Raw genomic sequence first — 22,993 nt, 5'->3', positions numbered from 1 at the left:
AGGCTACTCGGTACGTGCAACCTCGACGATCTTATAGGCCTCGAGCTGATCGCCAACATGGACGTCCTGGAAGCGCTCGATGCCGAGACCGCACTCATAACCGCTCTTGACGCTCTTGACGTCGTCCTTGAAGCGGCGCATCGACGCGAAGACGCCGTCGAAGACCACGACGCCGTCGCGGACGACGCGGACCTTGTCGGAACGCTCAATCTCGCCCTCAGTGACCATGCAGCCGGCAACCACGCCAACCTTGGGAACGCGGAACAGCTCGCGAACCTCGGCGATACCGGTCTGGATCTCCTCCTCCGTTGGCTTGAGCATACCGATGCGCGCGGCATCGATGTCCTCGATCGCCTTGTAGATGATCGAGTACGTCTTGATCTGCACGTTCTCGCGCTCGGCGAGATCGCGGGCCTTGGCCTGCGGGCGCACGCCAAAGCCGACGATGATCGCGTTCGACGCGGCTGCGAGGATGACGTCGGTCTCGGAGATGGCACCCACCGCAGAGTGGATGATGTTGATGCGCACCTCGGACTGGTCCATCTTGGCAAGCGAATCCGCAAGTGCCTCGATCGATCCCTGCACGTCTGCCTTGACCACGAGGTTGAGCTCCTTGAGCTCGTTCTCGCTCATCTCGTCGAAGAGCGTCTCGAGTGTCACGTGCTTGACCTTGTTCTGCTCCTCGATGCGGGCCTTCAGGGCACGCTCGTCGGCAAGCTTCTTGGCATCGCGATCGTCCTCGAACACGCGGAACTCGTCGCCCGCGGTGGGGACGGAGTCGAGGCCCAAGATCTCGACGGCGTCAGACGGACCGGCGGCATCCTGATGATTGCCGTGCTGGTCGAGCATGGCGCGCACGCGGCCGAAGCTCGTGCCGGCAACGAGGGCGTCGCCCACGTGCAGCGTGCCGCGGTTGACGAGCACCGTCGCCACCGGACCGCGGCCGCGGTCGAGCTTGGCCTCGATGATGTATCCGGAAGCGAACGTATCCGGGTTCGCCTTGAGCTCGAGCACGTCGGCCTGGAGAAGAATTGTCTCGAGCAGATCGTCGATACCCTGGCGCGACCGAGCCGAAACGTTCACGAACATGTTCTCGCCGCCCCACTCCTCGGGGATGACGCCGTGCTCGACGAGCTCCTGACGCACGCGGTCGGGGTTGGCCTCGGGCTTATCGCACTTGTTGACCGCGACCACGATGGGCACGCCGGCGGCCTTCGAGTGGTTGATCGCCTCGATGGTCTGGGGCATGACGCCGTCGTCGGCGGCAACAACGAGCACGACGACGTCGGTGATCTTGGCGCCGCGGGCGCGCATGGCGGTGAACGCCTCGTGGCCCGGGGTGTCGACGAAGGTGATCTGACGGCCGTTAATCTCGACCTGAGACGCACCGATGTGCTGGGTGATGCCGCCCGCTTCGTGCGCGGCGATACCGGTATGGCGGATGGCGTCGAGAAGCGACGTCTTGCCGTGGTCGACGTGGCCCATGACGGTAACCACGGGCGGGCGCGGCTTGAGGTCTGCCGGATCGTCGTAGAACGTGAAGGAGCTCTCCTCCTCGGGGCTGATGATCTTGATCTGGCGGCCGAGGTCGTCGGCAACGAGTTCAACGAGCTCGTTGGACATGGACTGCGTCATGGTGAGCGGGGTGCCCAGGAGGAACAGGCGCTTGATGATGTCGTTCGCCGGCACGTCGAGTGCCTCGGCGAGCTCGGCCACGGTCACGCCCTCGGAGACGCGCACGGCGTCGAGCTCCTCGACAGAGATGCCCTGAGCCTTGGCTTCCTCTATCTTCTGCTCCTGGCGCTTCTCCTCCGCCTCACGCTGGCGCTTCTCCTTGCGCTTCTTGCGGCGGCCGGTGGACTCGCGGCTCGCCTCCTCGACGGCGGCACGGGCCTCCTCGAGAACCTTCTCGCGGCTGTACTCCTCGGCCTCGCGGGCCATGCGCGTGTAGCGGTCCTCTTCGGTATGCTGCGCAGAACCCTTGCGGCCCTTACGGCCCTTGCCGGCCTTTTCAGGCGCCGGAACATCCATGCCGGCGGGCACCGACGGGGCATGCGAGGAACGACGGGGGTGCGTGGGCGCTGGGCGGTTGTCGTCGCGGCGGGCGGCCTGCCTGCCACCCCTGCGACCACGCCCGTTGGCGGCTTCGTCTCCCTGCTTGGCAGCCTCTGCCTTCTTACGCTCCTCGAGCACGGTCTCCTGCTCAGCGATCTGGTCGAGAAGCGAGCGCATGCGCGAGCCGGAATCCGAGGCCGGCACCGCACGGCGCTTCGCCTCGAGCTCTTCCTGCTTCTTGCGCTCGCGCTCCAAGCGCGCAGCCTCTGCAGCCGCGGCGCGCGCGGCCTCCTCGGCAGCGGCGGCAGCGGCGGCCTGACGGCGCTCCTCCTCGCGGCGTGCTTCGGCGGCCAGGCGCTCGGCCTCCTCCTCGCGGGCGCGCTCGGCCTCCTCGGCAGCGGCGGCCTCCTCCTCGGCACGACGCTTCTCCTCGAGCTCGGCGGCGCGCTCCTCCAGCACAGGCGCGAGCTTCTTGCGCACCATCTGGACGAACACGTCCTCGAGCGACGAAGACGGGGTCTTGCCGGTGATCTTCATGTCATCGAGATACCCGATGAGTTCCTTCGACGTCATTCCAAATTCCTTGGCAAGGCTTGAAACACGGGTTTTCGCCATTTGCCTTCACCTACCTCCCGGCGCTCGCGCGCCACAGCTTCCAACGGGTCGAATGGGTGGGGCGGGTCGCCCCCGACCCGCTAGATGAGGTCCTCCGCAGTCGCGATGGCATCGGACTCATGCACGCCGCAGAACCGCGAGCCCGGACGCGCCTGGTTGCGGCAGCGCACGCCGTCCTCGCTCACGTAGGCGCAGCGCCCCGGCTCGTCGTCATCGATGAGGTCGTCATCCGCGGGAGCGGGCACGTTCACATGGCTCAGGATGTCCTGGGCGAGCGTCTCGTTCTTGATGTCGATGTGCCAGCCCGTAAGGCGCGCGGCCAGGCGGGCGTTCTGGCCCTCCTTGCCGATGGCGAGCGAAAGCTGGTCATCGGGCACGATGACGCCTGCATAGCGCTTCTCCTCGTCGATGAGCACGCGATTCACCTTCGCGGGCGAGAGGGCGTTGGCAACGTAGCGGCCGGGATCCTCATCCCACAGGATGACGTCGACGCGCTCGCCGCGAAGCTCCGAGACGACCGTGCGCACACGGCTTCCCTTGGGGCCCACGCAGGCGCCCACGGGGTCGAGGCGATCGTCGAGCGAGCGAACGGCGACTTTGGAGCGCTGGCCGGGCTCACGTGCGATGGACTTGATCTCGACCGTGCCCTCGTAGATCTCGGGAACCTCGAGCTCGAAGAGTCGCCTGATGAGCGCGGGATGGGTTCGGCTCACCACGATCGGCGGGCGCGAATGCTCGCCGCGCACGGGGGGCTCGGTGGAGTTGGGGTCGCGCACGTCGATGATCACGGCGCGGATGCGCTGGTTATGCGAGTAGCGCTCGCCGAGCGGGCGCTCGTTGCGCTCGCCCTCGTGCCGGCGCAGGTCGAAGTGCGGGAGCTCGGCTTCAACGCCGTCGCGGATCTTCACGATGGTGAAATCGGGTGTGGACTGCAGCACCGTACCGGTGATGATGTCGCCGATGCGATCGCTGAACTCCTCGAAGATCTGCTCGCGCGCGCTCTTGCGCACAAGCGCGTTGATGGCCGCCTTGGCGTGCTGGGCGGCGATGCGGCTCGTATCTTTGGGAGTCACGTTCTTCTTGGTGTACTCGGTGTACTCGTCGGTCTCCTCGTCGTAGGATTCCTCGACGGGAACGCGCTCGTACACATAGACCTTGCCCGTAGCGCGGTCGATCGTGACCTCGGCGCCGAACGGAAGGTGCAGGACCGTAGCGTAGCTATCGGCGAGCGAATGCTCGAGCTCGTTGATGAGCGCGCCCTGGTCGATATGCTTCTCCTGGCAGAGCTCTGCCAATGCCTCCATCATCTGGGATGCCATGGTTTATTTCCCTTCCTTCCGGCCGAAGTCGATGACCGGCTTCAGCGTGCACTTCTTTACATCGGTATAGAGGATGCGAACGGGTTCCTCGCCCTCGAGCTCGAGCGTGACGGCGTCTTCGTCGGCCGTCATGATCGCACCCTTGAAACGGCGACGCCCCTCGGTCGCAGTGGTGGTGAGCTCGCAACGCTCGCCGACGAAACGCTGGAAGTCGTTCGGACGGCGAAGCGGGCGATCGATGCCGGGCGTGGAGACCTCGAGCGTGTAGGAGCCCGATACGGGGTCGATCGCCTCAACGACCTCGCTCACCCACGCTGTATGCGCGGTTACCTCGTCGAGCGAGAGCGCTTCCCCCTCGGCCCCCTCGATGCGAACACGCACGCACGGGGCCTTGGTGGCACCGGCGAGCTCCACGTCAACGATGTCGACGCCGTGCTCGGGCGCGAGCTTCTCGAGCTCGTCGATGATGAGCTGCTCCTGCTTGCTCTTGACCATGCGACACCTCCTCAATAAAAAAGAAGCGAGGCCGAAGCCCCACTCCTTTCTCATGCAGACTGATTACCGTGCTCAAGGATAGCACATGCAGGTCAGATAGGCTGTTGAGGTCATTCGAGGGTGCCCGTGCCCGCCATTTCCTCCTCAAATATCACACAATCCCTGTCGGCGAACGGTCAGGCGACGGCGGAAACGCCTCGAGCGGCCGCGGAGAAGCCAGATGTGGCAGTCGGGCGGCAGTCGGGCGGCAGTCGGGCGACATTGGTGCCAGGGGAAGCTGCCACACAGCCTCTTGCTCGCGATCGTCACCCTTTTGAAAAATTATCGTAAGAATTGTAGAAAGATGCCTACAGTTTTGGATATTTCTTTCGACAATTCTATTGCGGGCCACTTGGCAAGGGAAACCAAGAAACCGCAGACCGCCGCACACGGGGTACCTTACAGCGGCGACCGACGAGTAAACGGCAGGCAGGCACCCCCATCAGGTCGGCGAGGCCGATTCAGGTGTGCGAAGTTGACATGAAATGGGGGCGGGATAGCCCGAAGGTCATCCCGCCCCCATTGAATGGCAAGATCGCATGGCTAAATAAGCCGCAGCCCTATTTGACAACCAAATTGACCAGCTTACCGGGGACACAGATCGCCTTCACGACCGTCTTGCCGTCAATCCACTTGGCGGCAGCCTCCTCGGCGGCAGAGCGCATCTCGTCTTGCGTGGCCGTCGCGGAAATCTCCACGCGGCTGCGCAGCTTGCCAAGAACCTGAACGGCAATCTCGACCGTATCGGTCGCGGCCTCGGCGATGTCGAACTCCGGCCACGGCGCGGTGTAGACGCTCTCGGTGTGGCCGAGCGCCGAATGCCAGAGCTCGTCCGCCCAAAACGGGCAGATCGGCGCGAGCGAGCTCACGATATCCGTCGCGACAAGCCAGCACAGTGCGGCGTCGCGCGCCTCGGGCGCGGCGTCGGTCGCGTTGAGGTAGGCGCTCGCAGCGTTCACGAGCTCCATGATGGCGCTGATCGCGGTATTGAACTGCTGGCGATCGAAGTCCTCGGTGCACTTGGCGAGCGTGCGATGGCGTTCCCGATAGAGCTTCTTCGCAGCCGCATCGAGCGACCCCGGGATGAGCCTTGCTGAGGCGTCACCGGCGTTGGCGAGCTGCCACACGATGCGCCACGCGCGCTTGATGAAGCGGTTGGCGCCTGCCACGGCCTCTTCATCCCAATCGAAGTCCTTCTCGGGCGGAGCGATGAAGAGGATCGCCAGGCGCATGGTGTCTGCACCAAACGGATCGATGACGCTCGACGGCGGCACGACGTTGCCCTTGCTCTTAGACATGGTCTCGCCGTTGGCGTCTTTGACCATGCCCTGGCAGAGCAGGTTGGTGAAGGGCTCGTCGACATCGAGCATGCCAAGGTCGCGCAGGGCCTTGGTAAAGAAGCGGCTGTAGAGCAGATGCAGGATGGCGTGCTCGATGCCACCGATGTAGTTATCGACCGGCATCCAGCGGTCTGCGGCCTCCTTGGAGAAGGGGAGCTTTTCGTTATGCGGATCGCAGTAGCGCAGGTAGTACCAGCTGGAGCAGGTAAAGGTGTCCATGGTATCGGTCTCGCGACGAGCGGGACGGCCGCACACAGGGCAGGTCGTCTCGTAGAATTCCTTGCACTCGGCAAGGGTCTCGCCGGCGCCCAGATCGAGGTTCGCCGGAAGCCTCACCGGCAGCTGGTCCTCGGGAACGGGCACGATGCCGCAATGTTCGCAGTGCACGGCCGGAATGGGGTTGCCCCAGTAACGCTGACGGCTGATAAGCCAGTCGCGCAAGCGGAACTGCACGGAACGGCGGCCGGTACCGGCAGCCTCGAGGTCGGCCACGATCGCCGCCTCGCCCTCGGAGTGCTTGCCGCCACGCATGCCGGTATATTTGCCAGACTGCACGAGCGTGCCCTCGGCGGCGTGCGCGCTCTCCCAATCGACCGTCTCGGCATGATAGGTATCGATGGACTCGCCGGCCTCCTCAAGCGCCTCGCGCTCATCGTCCATGAGGATGATGGGGACGATGGGCAGGTCGTACTTGCGAGCGAACTCGAAGTCGCGCTGGTCGCCGCAGGGAACGGCCATGACGGCGCCGGTGCCGTAGTCGGAAACGATGTAATCGGCCACCCACACGGGAACCTTCTGGCCGGAAACCGGGTTCACCACGTAGCGGCCGGTGAAGGCGCCATGCTTCTCAAGCGTGCCCTGAGCGCGCTCCACGGCAGAAACCTTCTCGGCACCCGCAACGACCGCGCGCACATCGGCCTCGTATTCAGTGCCCTCGACGAGCTCCATGAGCCCCTTGTACTCAGGCGCGAGCAGGAAGAACGTGCAGCCGAAGAGCGTGTCGGCACGGGTGGTGAAGACGGTGATCTTGCCCTCATCGCCCTGAATGGGCTGCCCGTCCGCATCGCAAAGGGTGAAATCGACCTCGGCCCCCTCGGAGCGGCCGATCCAGTTAGCCTGCATCTGCTTCACGCGCTCGGGCCATCCGGGAAGTTTCTCGAGGTCATCCAAGAGCTCCTGAGCGTAATCGGTGATCTTGAAGTACCACTGTTCGAGCTCGCGCTTCTCGGGCACCGATCCGCAACGCCAGCAATGGCCTTCCGTAACCTGCTCGTTCGCGAGCACGGTGTTGCAGCCGGGGCACCAGTTGACCGGGCTCTTCTTGCGGTAGACAAGCCCGCGCTCCCAAAGCTTCTCGAAAATCCACTGACCCCACTTGTAATAGTCGGGGTCGCAGGTCTTCACCAGGCGATCCATATCGTAGGAGAAGCCCATGCGCTTCATCGTGGCGAGCGCCTGGTCCATGTTCTTATAGGTCCATTCCCCCGCCTGGGTATTGTGCTTGATAGCGGCGTTCTCCGCAGGAAGGCCGAAGGCGTCGAACCCGATGGGATGCAGCACATCGAAGCCGCGCATCCGCGCCTGCCGCGCCATGGCATCGCCGATGGTGTAGTTACGCGCATGGCCCATGTGGAGGTCGCCCGACGGATACGGGAACATCTCCAGTACGTACTTCTTAGGCTTCGACGGATCCTCGTCCACGGCGAAGAGGTTCTCGTCCTCCCAAGCCTTCTGCCATTTCGCCTCGATGGCATGGGCATCATAGGGCGGAATCTCGTTATGCGTTTGGGTGCAGTGGTCGCACATGCTCGCTCCCTGTGGTTGAACGTCGGTAACGTTCAACATTCTAGCAGCACTCTAGGCGAATAACAGGGTCGGATTGCCAAGGGCGGAAGCGCGCAGCATAGAGGCACGCCGCACAAATGCGCACAGCAAAAAACGTAGGCCGCACAAATGCGCGCCATGCCCAGAAACGCTAGGAGGCACGGTGCGGAAACGGATTTGCGTTGAGCCGGAAGCCCAGCCCAGGGCAGTCCTGAGCGGGTTTCATTTCGCAATTACTGCTCGGGAAGCGTCGCTTACCGCCTATGGGACGAAGCAGCGGAGGCCCAAGGGCAATGATCGACGTTTTCTTGGGGAGACGCTGATTATGGGGCTCCGGAGTCGTCCGTCCCGTCGAGGTTTCAACTTTTGGGCACTTCCTCGTGCGGCGGGCGGGTACGGGCGAGCGGGATGGAGAGAAAGGCGCAGTTCAGAGAGCCGGCGCCCTCCCGGCAGCGGCGCGGCTACCCGGACCCTCCGCCCCGAAGTTCCCAAAAGCTGCAATCCCAATCGCTCGAAGAAAAATCATCAGTTCCTAGGCACACGAATAGGTTATCGAGCAACCGCCCCGATAGCCGCTTTCGGGAAGAAGCTTGACGGAAAGCGTTCGCCGAGCAGCGGCATCGGCAACGGGCGTGGCGTATGAGAACGTACACATCCCCGTGCCCTGATCGTAGCTGAAGTTCGCGAGAGCCACGCTTGTCGCCTCGCCCTCACCAGTCGACTCGCTCAGCGCGAACTGCTCAGGGGCGAGCGGTGGATACCCCACCTCCGGCAGCACATCGACCCGCACGTGCACAACGATATTCGGAGCAGCCGACGTTGAGATGCCATCGATGCGGAGGCCGAGATGCGGCAGTTCGGCATGCTCAACGGGCAGAAGGTTCTCAGGAACCTCCCTCTCCTCGCTCAGAACCCCGCGATCATATGCGAACACACGCGTGAACGCGAAGGTCAAAGCTCCGATGACAAAGACCGATACAAGCGCGAACGCAATAATTGCCGAGGCCGTCTGATGTTCCATGACCAACGACCGGGCTTGCTGAACCGCACGGGCAGCGCGGCCGCGCACCCCTGAACCATCCGGTTCGCCGTCTTCTTCGACATCGCGGACAGGAAGCTCCTCCTCGTCGCCCTCGATATCGTCTTCTGCAAGGCTTATGCCCGCAGGAAATCCTTCATCCTCTTGGACATCATCCTCAGTACGCTCATCGTCCTCAAAGAAATCTGCATCCCAGGCATCGTCCTCGAGAGGCTCCTCACCAGGACCCTCGTGGTCTTTCGCCTCATGCACGGCGTGGCCAAGAGCATTCGGTTCATCTTCAGCGGCAAAGGAGGCCCCGTCCTCCCCTTCCACACGCGACACCCCGTCGTCGCCTTGCAAAGAGCGGTCAGGGTCGCCGAGCGTCAACATATCGCGCTCCACCAGTACCCCCTCCCCAAGATGCGGTCAAGCTCTGTAGTTGCGCAACACGAGTATACGGTTTCCTCACACAAGAAACACGCTAAACCCTGCCAAGGATGCGGAAAGGCGGCGCAGGCTGGAAAGAACGCACGTGAGACAGCCCTCCTGCCCGCGACGCTCACGGCAGCGCGCAGCCTCTGCAACTATTCGTTGACGCACCAACTAGGAACGGGGCGAGTGGCGCTTCTCTGATCAGAGAGCAAAAATCAGAACTACCCCTCGTCCGGACGATCTTCCTCGTTCACGAGAGGCAACCCATGTATACGCCCATGGTAGTCGGCAACATCGCCAACCTTCCCCATTAACAAAGAACAACCCCCTATGCGTGCGATGATCCGCGCGCTTTCTCGACGTTATGAATCGTCTCGACATTTTGCAGCTCAATATCGCTCAACGTGGGGTTCGCGTCGAACTCTTCGGGGGTACAGCGCTCGACGTACCACGACTTGCTGCCGAAATACTCCTGGAGGTCTTTATTCTTGAAGCCGCGCCCATGCCGCGCGTAGATCTCGTTCCGCGCGATGTAGAGCTCCCAATCCGAAAGGCCCTCAAGATCTTGCTCGGAGATGAGCTCGGTGGAGCTGTTTGGCAAAATATAGTCCTGGGAAGAGGAAGCATCGGAAGAGGGCTCATCGACACCGCCCGATGGGGATGCGCCTAGCGAGGAACCGGAATCCGTGCCGTCAGCCGAAGCGGCGTCGGCCCCGTTGCCCGTCGATATCGAATCGTCAGCCTCTGCATCGGTGCCTTCGGCTTGCGCGTCACCTTCCGCATCGGCGTCGCCGCTCGTCGCATCGTCTTTCGTCGTGGGCTGCTCAAGATCGACGCGCTCGATCGTCGACTCGCGCGCCGGAGCATTGAAGAAGAAGTGCCACGTGAGCACCCCTCCTCCTACCAGCACGGCCACGACGGCAATGGCTATCGCCGCAACGGCAGCCGGACGCATGCCCCTGCGCTTTGGCGCGGAAGCATCTTCCAGCTTCGTAGGCTCGTCCAGCGCGGAGACATCAACATCTACCGGCGCACCTTCTCCCGAGCCCGCCACCTCTTCATCGCCCAACACCGGTGCGGGGGCACCGCATGAAGTGCAGAACTTCGCATCATCGGGAAGGGCAGCGCCACAATTCGTGCAAAACATACCATCAGCTCCTCAAGCCCATGATAAACCAAGCCGAGGAAGTGCAGACGGAGCAGGCAAGCAGTAATCGATGCCCAGGACACATCAGGTAATCGATCGCCCCGAAAACCCATCGAGGGCCTACGAAGGCAGATCCGCCGCACAAGAATGGACGGCGACAAGCATTTGAGCGAGACGAAGACAGGCGGCCCGCATACACGGAAACCGCCTGTCATGTACATCGGGAACTATGTCGTCCTGCCGCAGCAGCGTCTCAGCTGCGGGGCCCTGGCCTCAGCTTAGAGCTCTCCTTACTGATAGCTCACCATCTGATGGTTGCGGTCCTTCACCACGACGTCGTGGGCGCCGCCCTCAACGATCGAAGTGGCCGAAACGAGCGTGAGCCTCGCCTTCTCCTGCAGCTCCTTAATCGTGAGCGCGCCGCAGTTGCACATCGTGGACTTGATCTTGTACAGCGTGGAGTTCACGCCATCCTTGAGCGAGCCGGCATAGGGCACGTAGGAGTCGACGCCCTCCTCGAAGGCGAGCTTAGCCGCGCCACCGAGGTCATAACGCTGCCAGTTGCGAGCACGGGCGGAACCCTCGCCCCAGTACTCCTTCATGTACTGGCCGTTCACGTTCACGCGAGCCGTGGGGCTCTCATCGAAGCGCGCGAAGTAGCGGCCCAGCATGAGGAAGTCGGCGCCCATGGCGAGCGCAAGCGTCATGTGGTAGTCGTAGACGATACCGCCGTCGGAGCACACGGGCACATAGATACCGGTCTCCTCGAAGTACTCATCGCGGGCGCGGCACACATCGATAAGCGCCGTGGCCTGACCACGACCGATGCCCTTGGTCTCGCGCGTGATGCAGATGGAGCCGCCGCCGATGCCGACCTTGATGAAGTCCGCACCACAATCGGCCAGGAAGCGGAAGCCCTCGGCATCGACCACGTTGCCAGCACCCACCTTGACGTCCTCGCCGTAGTTCTCGCGAATCCACGCGATGGTGCGCTTCTGCCACTCGCTGAAGCCCTCGGAGGAGTCGATGCAGAGGGCATCGGCGCCGGCCTCGATGAGCAGCGGCACGCGCCTCTCGTAGTCACGCGTGTTAATGCCCGCGCCCACCATGTAGCGCTTGTTGGCATCGAGCATCTCGTTGGGGTTGGTCTTATGGGAGTCGTAGTCCTTGCGGAACACGATACCGAGCAGGCAATCGTTCTCGTCAACGACAGGCAGGGCGTTGAGCTTCTTGTCCCAAATGACGTCGTTCGCCTTCTTGAGGGTGATGTCCTTGTCGCCCACGATGAGCTGCTCGCGCGGAGTCATGAACGTAGCGACCTTGGACGACGGATCATCGCGGCTCGGACGGTAGTCGCGGCTGGTCACGATGCCGAGCAGCTTGCCATGCGGCGTGCCGTCCTCCGTGACGGGCATGGTGGAGTGGCCGGTCTTCTCCTTGAGATCCATGACCTCCTGCATCGTCATTTCGGGCGTGAGGGTGGAGTCGGAGACCACGAACCCGGCCTTGTGGTCCTTCACGGCCTTGACCATCGCGGCTTCCTGCTCGGGCGTCTGCGAACCGTAGATGAAGGACATGCCGCCCTCAGTAGCGAGCGCGATGCCCATCTGCTCGCCCGAAACGGACTGCATGATGGCGGAAACCATCGGGACGTTAAGAGAAATCGAGGGCTCCTCGCCGCGCTTGAAGCGCACGAGCGGGGTCTTGAGCGATACGTTTGCGGGAACGCACTCGGAAGACGAGTATCCGGGCACCAGCAGGTACTCAGAGAACGTATGGGACTCACCGGGGAAAAACATGGCCATGGATACTCCTCCTTGTGGTTGGGTGCGATCCGTCCGCGGGCTCAGCGGCGCCGCGTCCTGCCGCACGTCTTCGCTTCGAACCGCCTGGCTGAGCGATTCGGCGTCCATTGTAGCGTATGCACCCTCCCCGTCCCCGGCGCGCCCGAGGCAGAACCGAATCAACAAAGATGCAAGCTGGCACTGTGAGACGATCCCCATCTAACCCGTTCTTCAGTCTCGCTCTTCGTCTCGAACGAGCAGGTTATGCCAAAGCTCATATTGGAGCGTTTTGAGAGACGCGGTAACGGGGCGGGCGCGGTCCACGGTCCCCCGAGCAAGCGAATCGGCGAGCGCGTTGAACACGTTCCAGGTATACAGCTGGGTTCTCGTCACGGTGCGCACGTCCACGCCAATGGCACGCAGGGCATTCGCCTTGCGAATGTCGCGATCGCGCTGTTCGCTATCGGAGTGATGCTGCTCGCTATCGTACTCGATGTTCCGACGGATGCCGGGGATATACAAATCACCCTCGACCGCGCGGCGACCAGCGATCACCTGAGCCTGCCGAGGCAGCTCAAAGACATGATTGAGCTCCATACCGCTGATACCACGTCCGCCGAGGCGACGGGGCAGTGCGAGGAGTGCCGCGAGCTGCGCTTCCTTGGGCGAACGCGCGCCACCGAGCACGAGCGAGGCCACACGGTGCGACAGCGACCTCGGTCCATGCCCGGCGCTCTCAACCACGGTCCGCAGCGCCTCGGGCGTAGTCAGCGGCGCACGCTCGAAGAGCGAATTCGAATCCCCGTCAGCTTGCTCGGACACGGAAAGCGAGCAATCAGCCTCCTCGAACCGTTTCGAGTGAGCCGCCGAGGCACGATGAATGTGTTGACGGGAAACCTCAGCCCTGGTGTCGAGGCCGTAGCGCGCGGTGAGCTCCGATGCGAGCATCCAGAGCTGGGCGACGTCCATCCCCCGGGAAAGCTGAAGATACAGCAGCTCGGGTGAAAGGAGATACAACCCCCGATCGAGCATAATCACATCGCCCTGACGCACGGGCCGAAGAATCTGGCAGCGCACCGCACCGCGCCGGCGGTCGCCCGTGTCCTCAACAACGCAGTGCAAAGGCGCGGAGCATTCGAACGCATCCAGTAGGCGCGCTGCCTGCCGTTGTGTCGGAGCTACGATCTTGCAAGCGAGCGCTCGCGCCGGCACCCGTTCAGAATAAGCAATGAGCGGAGCCAGGTCTTCGCGCCGTATGAGCTCCAGCGCCGTAGCTCCCCCGATGATGATCGCAGATTGCCCTTGGCAACCGAGTATCTCGCCACCCTTTGCCATCATATCCCCACCTTCGGTCATCCGCCCGCACGGCTGATGTGCTCCCCGCCTATGATGCGGAACTGCATCGGTAGGACGTTCTCACATACTACCGCTCTCGCAGCACGACGCAACACGCGCTATGCGCGCACTTTGCCGCACCCCGAAGAACATAGGTTACGATGCGCCCACGGGCAAGGGCGAGGCATGTCAATGGACGCCAAGGCAGAGGCCTGGACCATGCCAAGGGTTCACAAACGTGTCGAGTGCACCGCACAAACTTGCTGAAGTTCCGAGATTGCCGAATTTCAGCAAGTTTGTGCGGTGCACTCGACAAGAAAATGAACCCGCAGCGAATGATGGCGCAGCACCGCGACCGAAATATCCGAACGGAAGGCCCGTAGGACAGGATTGGGGGCTCCTGCGCTATATGGGAGCACGCGCAATATGGGCTCCTGCGCAATAAGAGCACGCGCAATAAGGACGACTGCGCTATAAGGACGCTCATGCATTAAAAGTGCTCATGCAACACGCGCTTGTCGCCCAGCACGCCTTCGCTCCAGGCCGCAGCGCACCCCGCTTATGATAAAAACGCCCTGAGGCCGATGATGATGAGCACGATACCGCCGGCAATCTCTGCCTTGGGTCCGAAATGCGCGCCGAGGCGCCTGCCTATGGCGAGCACGATGAGGCAGCACAAAAGCGTCGTCACGCCGATGGCGGCGCCGTAGAGCACGATGTTCGCGCCAGCAGCCGCAAGCGAGACGCCAACGATGAAGGCGTCGATCGAGGTCGCGATGGCCTCGAAGAAGATCGTGCCATACGTAAGCCGCGTGGCAGGGCATTGCTCGGGCTCATGAAGCTCGCGCACCGCCTCCCAAACCATCTTCCCGCCCACGAACGCAAGGATGACGAGCGATACGATGCCAGCATACGCCTCGATGAGCGGCGCCACGAGTGTGCCGCCGAAAAAGCCCGCGATGGGCATGGCCATCTGGAATAGAGCGAACATGACGGGCATCGCGAGCTTCTTGGACGCAGGCATATCCGGTTCGCAAAGCGAATTGGACAGCGTCACCGCCATGGCGTCCATAGCGAGCGCAACACCCAGAACGACCGCCTGAACAAGGTCGGCGGTGGAAAACAGGGGATCCATGACACCCTCCCCGATGTATGGATAAGCAGGTTATATGGCGAGACGAGAAGCGGCCAGAACCGCGCGCCCTTAGGGCTCGGGAGGGTTGCAGAAAAGACGAAGCGCCTGGTCCAGGCTGTCCACGATAGAAAGCGGGTGCTCGGCACCCATATAGAGCCTGAGGCAGCAGGTCTTGGAATCGGCTGTGGGCACGATGCGCGTCCGGCGCGTCTTACCAAAGGCCGATGCCGGCGCGTCGGACACCACGGATTCTCCTGTGGAAGCAGCCGCGAAAGACTCGGCAGATGCGACGTGCGCTTCCTCGAACAGGGCAGCGAAGCGCGTCGCCCGCGCCCGCATGCTCTCAGCAGGAGCACCCCTCAAACAAAACGACACCACAGGACCGAAGCCATGCTCGAGGACCGTAGGCGCGAGCAGGCGATCGGGGTGCGTTGCGAGCGCGGGATAGCGCACGCAACCAACAGCGGCATGGCAGGAAAGATATGAGGCGATCGCGTTCGCACCGTCGAAACGGGGCTGCATACGGGCAGCGAGCGAATCGAGAGCGGCATCGATGGCGGCGAGGTCCTCCCCCGCCGGAGCACTCTGGGGCTCCACGGCATCAGGGGATCCAAATCCGAACGAGAGCAGGCGATGTGCATCCTCGGCACGTGGATCGGCGAGGTGGCGGCGACCGCGGCGGGCAAGGGAGCGGGCCACCGAAACGGCGACAACAGGCTCCTCGAGCGGCGCGTCAACCATAGCATCGAGATTCTCGATGCAGATATGCGCACCCTGCATCAACGGATGGCACCCGTAGACCGTCATGAGCGTATTGTCCACGATGAGAAGCGCGCCGGCCTCCTGCGCCGCACGAGAGAAGGCGCGGAGGTCGGCCGTGCGAAGCTGCGGACCCCCCACCGAAGGGACGAGCCAGAACAGGCGATCGGCAGCCATTCCCGCAGGATGAGCATACGAGGCGGGAGAGCCCTCAGGCACGAGCCGCGCGCGCTCCACCTCCTCGGCGTGCGGCATGAAGCCCGCCTGCACGAAGGCATCGCAGGTGAGCTCTTCTACAACCGAAACGTTCTGCCACGGATGGACGTCCAGGCAGCGGTCCAGCACCGTATCTCCATAGACCACAAGGCGATCGTGTGCACCGACCATGCCCGTCCTGGCAATGACCTCGAAGGCGTTGCGAGCACGCACCAGCCAGGTAGCACGCGCACCTGCAGCTTGCGCATAAGCGGCGGCAACCTGGGAATATGCTGGTCTACTATTCACGGAACCCCCTCGCTGGCAACTAATCTTCAACAGTATACCGATATCGGCCCACCCATCTCGGTAAAAGCTCAATGGAAAAAGCGGGTTGCAACAAATCGTTGCAACCCGCTTCGACCGAAGAAAACCCCTCTGCCGACGCTCCGCCTAGCGACGCTCGTCGATCTCCGCGCGCACGCGCTCGATGAAAGCCGCAAGCTCTTCGGCATGCGTCTCGTTGGAGCGATCGCGCACCGAGATGTTACCGGCCTCGACCTCCTGCTCGCCGATGATGAGCATGTACGGCGGACGGTCGATGTTGCGCGCCTCGCGAATCTTGTAGCCGATCTTCTCGTCGCGCTCATCGAGCACCGCACGGATGCCAGCCGCCTCAAGCTGCTCGGTCACGCCGCGCGCGTAGTCGCGGCTCTTCTCGGACACGGGCAGCACCTTGACCTGGCAGGGCGCGAGCCACGTGGGGAACTTGCCCTCGAAGTGCTCGATGAGGATGCCGATGAAGCGCTCGATGGAGCCGAAGCACACGCGGTGCAGCATGATGGGGCGCTTCTTGGAGCCGTCGGCGTCCACGTACTCCAAATCGAAGTTCTGCGGCATCTGGAAGTCGAGCTGCACGGTGCCGCACTGCCAGGTACGGCCCAGGCAGTCCTCCAGGTGGAAGTCGATCTTGGGACCATAGAAGGCGCCGTCGCCCTCGTTGATCACATAGTCCTTGCCCAGGCGCTCGAGTGCCTCCTTGAGGCCAGCCTCGGCGCGCTCCCAATCCTCGTCGGAGCCCATGGAATCCTCGGGACGGGTGGAAAGCTCGAGGTGATAGGTGAAGCCGAACTTCTGGTACACGGAGTCGATGAGGTTCACCACGCCCACGATCTCGTCGGTGAGCTGCTCCGGCGTCACAAACAGGTGCGCGTCGTCCTGGTTGAAGCAGCGCACGCGGAAGAGGCCGTGCAGCGCGCCCCTCATCTCGTGACGGTGCACGAGGCCGATCTCGCCGGCGCGAATGGGCAGCTCGCGATAGCTATGCGGACGGCTCTTGTACACGAGCACGCCGCCCGGGCAGTTCATGGGCTTAATGCAGTACTCCTCGTCATCGATGATGGTGGAGTACATGTTGTCCTTGTAGTGGTCCCAGTGGCCCGAGGTCTCCCACAGATGCTTGCTCATAATCTGCGGCGTGGAAATCTCAACGTAACCGGCCTTGCGGTGGATCTCGCGCCAGTAGTTCAAGAGCTCGTTCTTGAGGATCATGCCGTTGGGCAGGAAGAACGGGAAACCGGGGGCCTCATCGCGCATCATGAAGAGGTCCATCTCGCGGCCGATCTTGCGGTGGTCGCGGCGCTTGGCCTCCTCGAGCATCTTGAGATGCTGCTCGAGCTCGTCCTTCGTGGCGAACGCGGTACCGTTCACACGGGTGAGCATCTTGTTCGAGCTATCGGCCTTCCAGTAAGCACCCGATACGCCCGTGAGCTTGAAGGCCTTGAGCCCCTTGGTGTAGGTAAGGTGCGGGCCCACGCACATGTCGATGTAGTCACCCTGCTGGTAGAAGGTGATGCGGGCTTCTTCGGGCAGGTCGCCGATGTGCTCGACCTTGTACTTCTCGCCCCGCTCCTCCATGAGGGCGATGGCTTCTTCGCGCGGCAGCTCGAACACGGAGAACTTCAGATTCTCCTTCACGATGCGACGCATCTCGTCCTCGATGGCGGGCAGATCGTCCTCGGAAAGGGTCTTGTCGCCCAGATCGACATCGTAGTAGAAACCGCCTTCGGTAGCGGGACCGTAGGCGAAGTCGGCTTCGGGGTACAAGCGCTTGATGGCCTGCGCCATGATATGCGCGGCGCTGTGGCGCACGACGTGCGTGACCTCGTCTGCCGGGCACTCATCCACGTGGCCGTCGTTATAGAGAACCTTCATAGGAAACCTCTTCCTTTGCGTTACGTAGCAACCATATCAGGCGGGCTACTCGTGTGAATACAAAAACGCTCGCACCGACCCGAAGGCGGCTGCGAGCGATATGCGGCGCCTGTCCGTGGCCTGCCGGCCATGGGATGGACAGACGCCTAGATAGTCTGCGTTCGATAGCTATGTCCAAGCATGCGATGCATTACGCGCTCGGCCCCTTCTTCCGCGGTCTGGTAACAGGTTTACCACAATCAGGCTGCGTTGCCCATACAGAATTGCTCGCAACACGGTGTCGGCAAACACTTGCTAACAAACGCGGCTACAAAAAGAGCCAGGTGCGAAGCCGCCATCTCGGCAAGCTTGCACCTGGCACCAATCTTACTACTGAATATGCGTGCGGCAGTACGGGCAGACCTTCCAGTGCGCGTCGAGCGGCCTATGGCAGCTCGGGCAGACGTTGCGCACCTGGGTGTTGCAGACCGGGCACACCACGAAGTCCTTCTCGATGGGGCCGCCGCAATGCGGGCAGGTGCCGTACTGGGCAAGCTGGCGCTCGCGCAGAGCCATGTCGAGCTCCTGCTCCTCGCGGTCGGCGAGGTAGGTGTTCGGCCTCAGGACGTTGTATGCGATAAGGCCCACAAAGGGCAGAAGGGCAAGCAGACCCCATGCCCAGAAGTATTCGGACCCGCGGCGGCGCGCATCGATGAACACGTATACCACCGAGAGGACATACAGCGCGATGATGAACGCGATGAAGAGGTAGATGACGAACATCACCTGCGGCGACATGAGCTCTTGGATGTACTGCATCATACGCGATCGAACCTTTCAGTCGAGAACCCGAGCAACATAAACCGGGTATTCAGGCAAAATCGTCAAACATTGTATACCGTCATGGCAAATCTTCCAAAAAAGACACAGCAACGACGTGGCAATAGGTCTGGACGAGGCGCTTCGGGTGGCGCACAATGAGCGCGAGCGCGCAGGCGGGCCGCACAGCGAGCCCGGCGGCCTTGCGATGCAGGCCCTGTTGGACAGCGCTGCGGACTCGATACCCCGCAGGCAGCGCAGAGGGGCCGCACGGCGAGCAAGCAGCCCTGGTGCGGCGAGCAGGCACCCTTGCGGCGCTCGCACGCGTATCGGACGGACCTACAAAAGGCACGAAGATGCTCCAGAGCATCTAGGCGCCTACATCCGACGCATTCAGCGGCGCCTCGCAGCGCTCGGATACGAGAGCTTTTGCACGTTCGAACATGGAGAGCCGCACTTCCATAAGCTTGAGGAATAGCGCGGGCGGGCAAGCGCGATCATTTAGCGACGAATGCGGCCACCTCGCCTGCAAGCGTGATGGTTCCCGCCGCAACGACCGCCTCGCCCGCTCGCTCGAGCGCGCCGAGTGCCTCGGGAACGCACGGGTAGACGGCAACGAGGTCCGTGGCGGGCCGCCCCTCCCGGTCGAGCTCCGCCCGCACCAAGGTTGCCAGATCGCAGGCGGGAAGCGCTCGCGGCGAATCGGTCTGCGTCACCACGACGCGCGGGAACGCAGGCACGAGCGACTGCACGATGCCGGCAGCGTCCTTGTCGGTGAGCGCGGCGATGAGGAGCGTCGGCCTGGCGCTGCGCTCGGGCGCGATCTCCCCCACCGATCCCACGAACGCGTCGCACGACTGCGGATTGTGGCAGGCGTCGATCATGAGAAGCGGGTTGCGCGCGAGCACATCGAAGCGCCCGTGCGTGGGGCACGCGGCCAGGCTCGCATTGAGCAGCGTTTCGTCGAGGGGTCGCCCGAGATACTCCTCGGCCATATCAACGGCGCAGGCGACGTTCTGCGCTTGGTAAGCGGGCTTAGGGAGGCGCACCGTATAGGCCGCGCGCGGGGCGGGACAGCGCACCGCCAGATCGTCGCCCATGAAGCACGGAAGTGAAATGACCTCGTGGCGGACAACCACGGGCGTCACCCCGCAGGCGGCACAGCGATCATCCATCACCTGTTGCACCTCCGGCTCGTGCGTTCCTTCCCCGAGCACCGCGAAGCGCCCCGGCTTGATCACGGCAGCCTTTTCTGCGGCAATCTCCGCGAGTGTGTTACCCAAGATGCGCATATGGTCGAGGCCGATTCCCGTCACCGCAACGCCCACCGGGTTCGTGGCGCTCGTTGCATCCCATCGGCCACCGAGGCCGACCTCGAGGACCGCCACCTCGACGCCCGCCTCGGCAAACGACACGAGCGCGGCTACGGTGAGCAGATCGAACGGCGTGATGGTATAGCGCTGCTGCCCTTCTTTCACACGACGGGCGTTCACCCTGCGACCCGCCTCGGCCGCTGCGGAGACGCCGTGAGCGAACACGTCATCGGCAACCACGCGGCCGCAAATCTCCATCCGCTCCGGATAGCGAACAAGGTGCGGCGAGGTGTAGAGCGCCGTCCGGCACCCCTCGCCGCGCAAGATCGCCTCGGTGAAGCGCACGGTCGAGCTCTTCCCGTTGGTGCCCGCCACCTGAAGCACATCAAAGGCCTGATCGGGGCGCCCAAGTTCATCGAGCATATCGACAACGGTCTCGAGAAGGGGGCCTGCATCCCCGGGAATGGTCCCGGTATCGGCAGCGAGGCGCACCGCCTCGTCAAACGCGAGCTCGGGAACATCGAAGGGGATGCGGTAGGGTTCAGTATGGTGAAGGGGCATGAGCATGGTTCCTTTGATCTTGAGGACAACCGCGCCATCGTACGGCATCGGCGTGAAAGATGGTAGCGCAGCCCGATCGCCGAGGTATAAGAAAACCGGCGGTTATGTCCAACTTTCCGCAAGGAAGCATGAAAGTGGACATACAACCGCCGGCTCAAAAAGGCGCTTTCGATGGCTGGCTAGCGCTCCATAGCCTCCTTCTGGGCACGGGACGCGGCGAGCACGGCAGAGAGGCCCACAGCCGTCTGAAGCAGGTTGGGCCAGACGGCACCAGAACCACCGGTGATGATCATCGCAAGACCGAAGAGATTCACAAAGGTGAAGATCGTGGCAAGCACGATGAAGGGCATGAGCTTTGAGGGACGGTTGGCGCCGCGGGCGCCCACAAAGCCGGTCACGATGAGGAACACGCCCGAGACAGCGAGCACGACGCCGAGCACCTGGGCGGTAATGACCGGGTCGTCGATCCCCACCATGCCGGCCACGTCCGCGGCCCCGAAGAAGCATATGGCTCCCACGACAATCTGCACGATACCGTACACGATTCCAAGCAGGCTCAGGCCTTTGACGATTTTGCAGTTACCAGACATCTCAAACATCCTTTCTGAGGGTTGAGGGCTGCTCAAGAGCGCAGCCGTTGAACGCGAATGCCCCCGCAAGCGCGAGGGCGGTACGGGAGCGAGCATATCGGCGCAGGCCGCATGTGCGCGAAGGGCACGGCCCGGGACGGCGAGCGACAACTCGAACCCATCCCCGGCACGCACCATGCAGGTAGTTTACTCCTGCGTCGAATAATACCCCTTGAACAGAGCGAAGATGGCCGCCGCGATGCCCGCGCCGACGAGGGGAGCGAAGATGAAGACCCACACCTGCTCGAGCGCCAGCGTATTGCCCTGCACCGCCATGGCAAGGGCGGGACCGAAGCTGCGAGCCGGATTCACCGAGGTGCCCGTCAGCGGGATACCCATGATGTGCACGAACGTGAGGGTGAGGCCGATCACGATGCCCGCGAAGCTAGAGGTCTTCTCGTTCGCCGTAACGCCCAAGATGGTGAGCACGAAAACGGCGGTAAGAATCACCTCGACCGCAAACGCGCCGACCATGCTGATGCCCGTGGTCGATGCCTCGCCGAAACCGTTGGTGCCAAGCCCCGTCGCGGCGACGCCGCCGAGCGCGTCGCAGCTATTGATAATCAGCATGAGCACGAAAGCGGCCACGATGCCGCCAGCGAACTGACCAATCCAATACCCGAAAAGGTCCTTCAAGGAGATGCGCTTATCGGCATAGAGGCCGAAGGTCACAGCAGGGTTGATGTGACAGCCCGACACGTTTCCGATGGCGAATGCCATGGCCACGATCGAAAGACCGAAAGCGAACGCGATACCGAGCGTGCCCAGGGTGGCGCCGGCAATGGCGGCGCTGCCGCACCCGAACAACGTGAGCGTGAAGGTACCGATTGCTTCGGCAACGTACTTCTTGATGGAATCCAATGCTTCCTCCTATTCCCTCGCCCCGAACCCCCAGCGAGTCCGGGCGCGGCCGCGGATCCATCCGCGGCAAACCAGGACAATCTAAAGGAAGCCTCGTTTGACCGCAACGAAAACCAGGGACTTCAATTTGAAGTTGAACCATGCGCGGTGCATACGAGCCACGCGCGAGCTCACGTATAGTGAGGGCATGTGTGCCGGGATACCCGGCAAGACCATCCAGGGAACTTCGACCATAACGAGGTGAGACGTGAACGTATCGCGCAGAACCCTTTGCGCCCTCGCGCTCTCCGCGCTTCCGATCGCCGCGCTGGGCGGATGCGCCGGCCAGGGTGCTCCCGCATCGGGCAGCACGGGATCCGGCAGCCCGCGCGCAGCCAGCACATCCACGGCAAACGGCACGCTTCGAGCCGGCGTCAGGGCCGACGTCATCGGCTTCGGATATCTCAACGAGACGACCGATAACTACTACGGACTTGAGATCGATATCGTGAACGATCTCGCAGAACGCATGGGCATAGACGATGTGGAGTTCGTCACCGTCACGCCCGACGACCGGAAAGAAATGCTTCTCGCGGGCACCATCGACCTTGTAGCCGCCTGCTATTCCATCGCCGAGACCCGGCTTGAGAACTTCGACTTCTCCCCCGCTTATTACGAGGATGCCGTCATCGCCGTCGTCCAGAACTCGTCGATGATCGCCTCCATCGATGACATGCGCGGCCGCACCTTCGGCACCATGTCTGGATCGAACGCCGCACCGCTCCTGAGCCAGAAGCTCTACGACATCGGATTCTCATCCGGCGTGGTGGAACAGGCGAACGACGACAACTCCGATGTCTCCTTTGATACCTGGCACCTGCTGCAATTCCCGAGTTACGAAGAGCTCTCGGACGCACTCGAAGTGGGAACGGTCGATGCCATGGTGCTCGACGGAGCTATCGCGCATACCTATATGGACGACAAGCGCACCATCATCGAAGGTTTCGAGGTCGCCGAGCAATCATACGGTATCGCGACGCAGAAGGGCTCGGACCTGAGCGATTCGGTGTCGTCCACCCTGCAGGATATGCTCGACGATGGCACGATCGCCGCGCTCGTAGACAAGTGGGACTAGGAGATGAA

Annotated in this window: 16 protein-coding genes; 1 reads left to right on the top strand and 15 read right to left on the bottom strand. The window is 62.7% G+C overall.

Going from position 1 to position 22,993, the window contains the following annotated elements; translation table 11 throughout:
• Positions 1-3: 3 nt before the first annotated feature.
• The 15 genes from infB to HGEM_RS04565 all read right to left on the bottom strand — a co-directional run bounded on the left by infB (position 4) and on the right by HGEM_RS04565 (position 21,871).
• Positions 4-2,670, bottom strand: a complete 2,667-nt coding sequence (infB, locus tag HGEM_RS04635) for a translation initiation factor IF-2 (protein WP_081580809.1) — start codon at positions 2,668-2,670, stop codon at positions 4-6.
• A gap of 80 nt (positions 2,671-2,750) precedes the next feature.
• The gene (nusA, locus tag HGEM_RS04630; protein ID WP_019128245.1) at positions 2,751-3,989 is read right to left on the bottom strand and encodes a transcription termination factor NusA; all 1,239 of its coding nucleotides are present in this window, start codon (positions 3,987-3,989) and stop codon (positions 2,751-2,753) included.
• Between the two features lie 3 nt (positions 3,990-3,992).
• On the bottom strand, positions 3,993-4,484 hold the full coding sequence (locus tag HGEM_RS04625; RefSeq protein WP_019128244.1) for a ribosome maturation factor RimP: 492 nt from the start codon (positions 4,482-4,484) through the stop codon (positions 3,993-3,995).
• 599 nt (positions 4,485-5,083) lie between these two features.
• Positions 5,084-7,669 (bottom strand): leucine--tRNA ligase, encoded by a 2,586-nt coding sequence (gene leuS, locus HGEM_RS04620; protein ID WP_019128243.1) that lies wholly within the window; start codon positions 7,667-7,669, stop codon positions 5,084-5,086.
• 550 nt (positions 7,670-8,219) lie between these two features.
• Positions 8,220-9,110, bottom strand: a complete 891-nt coding sequence (locus tag HGEM_RS04615) for a hypothetical protein (protein WP_019128242.1) — start codon at positions 9,108-9,110, stop codon at positions 8,220-8,222.
• A 358-nt stretch (positions 9,111-9,468) separates the two neighbouring features.
• Positions 9,469-10,287 (bottom strand): YARHG domain-containing protein, encoded by an 819-nt coding sequence (locus tag HGEM_RS04610; RefSeq protein WP_019128241.1) that lies wholly within the window; start codon positions 10,285-10,287, stop codon positions 9,469-9,471.
• A 290-nt stretch (positions 10,288-10,577) separates the two neighbouring features.
• Positions 10,578-12,092, bottom strand: coding sequence for an IMP dehydrogenase (locus HGEM_RS04605; protein WP_019128240.1), 1,515 nt, complete (start codon positions 12,090-12,092; stop codon positions 10,578-10,580).
• 210 nt (positions 12,093-12,302) lie between these two features.
• A complete protein-coding gene (locus HGEM_RS09715; protein WP_019128239.1) occupies positions 12,303-13,409 on the bottom strand; it encodes a hypothetical protein in 1,107 nt (368 codons plus the stop codon).
• 556 nt (positions 13,410-13,965) lie between these two features.
• Positions 13,966-14,541 carry a manganese efflux pump MntP gene (locus HGEM_RS04595; RefSeq protein WP_019128238.1) on the bottom strand — a complete coding sequence of 192 codons (576 nt, stop codon included), beginning with the start codon at positions 14,539-14,541 and terminating at the stop codon, positions 13,966-13,968.
• Positions 14,542-14,610: 69 nt separating this feature from the next.
• Complete coding sequence (locus tag HGEM_RS04590) at positions 14,611-15,804, bottom strand: PLP-dependent transferase (protein WP_035100690.1); 1,194 nt, start codon at positions 15,802-15,804, stop codon at positions 14,611-14,613.
• A gap of 144 nt (positions 15,805-15,948) precedes the next feature.
• Positions 15,949-17,709 (bottom strand): threonine--tRNA ligase, encoded by a 1,761-nt coding sequence (gene thrS / locus HGEM_RS04585; protein ID WP_019128236.1) that lies wholly within the window; start codon positions 17,707-17,709, stop codon positions 15,949-15,951.
• Between the two features lie 369 nt (positions 17,710-18,078).
• Positions 18,079-18,510, bottom strand: a complete 432-nt coding sequence (locus HGEM_RS04580) for a double zinc ribbon domain-containing protein (RefSeq protein ID WP_019128235.1) — start codon at positions 18,508-18,510, stop codon at positions 18,079-18,081.
• Between the two features lie 494 nt (positions 18,511-19,004).
• Positions 19,005-20,381 (bottom strand): bifunctional folylpolyglutamate synthase/dihydrofolate synthase, encoded by a 1,377-nt coding sequence (locus HGEM_RS04575; protein ID WP_035101308.1) that lies wholly within the window; start codon positions 20,379-20,381, stop codon positions 19,005-19,007.
• A 179-nt stretch (positions 20,382-20,560) separates the two neighbouring features.
• Positions 20,561-20,971, bottom strand: coding sequence for a hypothetical protein (locus HGEM_RS04570; RefSeq protein WP_019128232.1), 411 nt, complete (start codon positions 20,969-20,971; stop codon positions 20,561-20,563).
• A gap of 186 nt (positions 20,972-21,157) precedes the next feature.
• Positions 21,158-21,871, bottom strand: coding sequence for an aquaporin (locus HGEM_RS04565; protein WP_019128231.1), 714 nt, complete (start codon positions 21,869-21,871; stop codon positions 21,158-21,160).
• 247 nt (positions 21,872-22,118) lie between these two features.
• Here HGEM_RS04565 and HGEM_RS04560 point away from each other — a divergent pair, with 247 nt between their 5' ends.
• Complete coding sequence (locus HGEM_RS04560; RefSeq protein ID WP_019128230.1) at positions 22,119-22,985, top strand: transporter substrate-binding domain-containing protein; 867 nt, start codon at positions 22,119-22,121, stop codon at positions 22,983-22,985.
• Positions 22,986-22,993: the final 8 nt, after the last annotated feature.

This window comes from Enorma massiliensis phI, assembly GCF_000311845.1.
In the GTDB taxonomy this organism is placed as follows: Bacteria; Actinomycetota; Coriobacteriia; order Coriobacteriales; family Coriobacteriaceae; genus Enorma; species Enorma massiliensis.
Note: the sequence above shows the minus strand (reverse complement) of the source record. Positions and strands in the feature narration are given on the sequence as shown.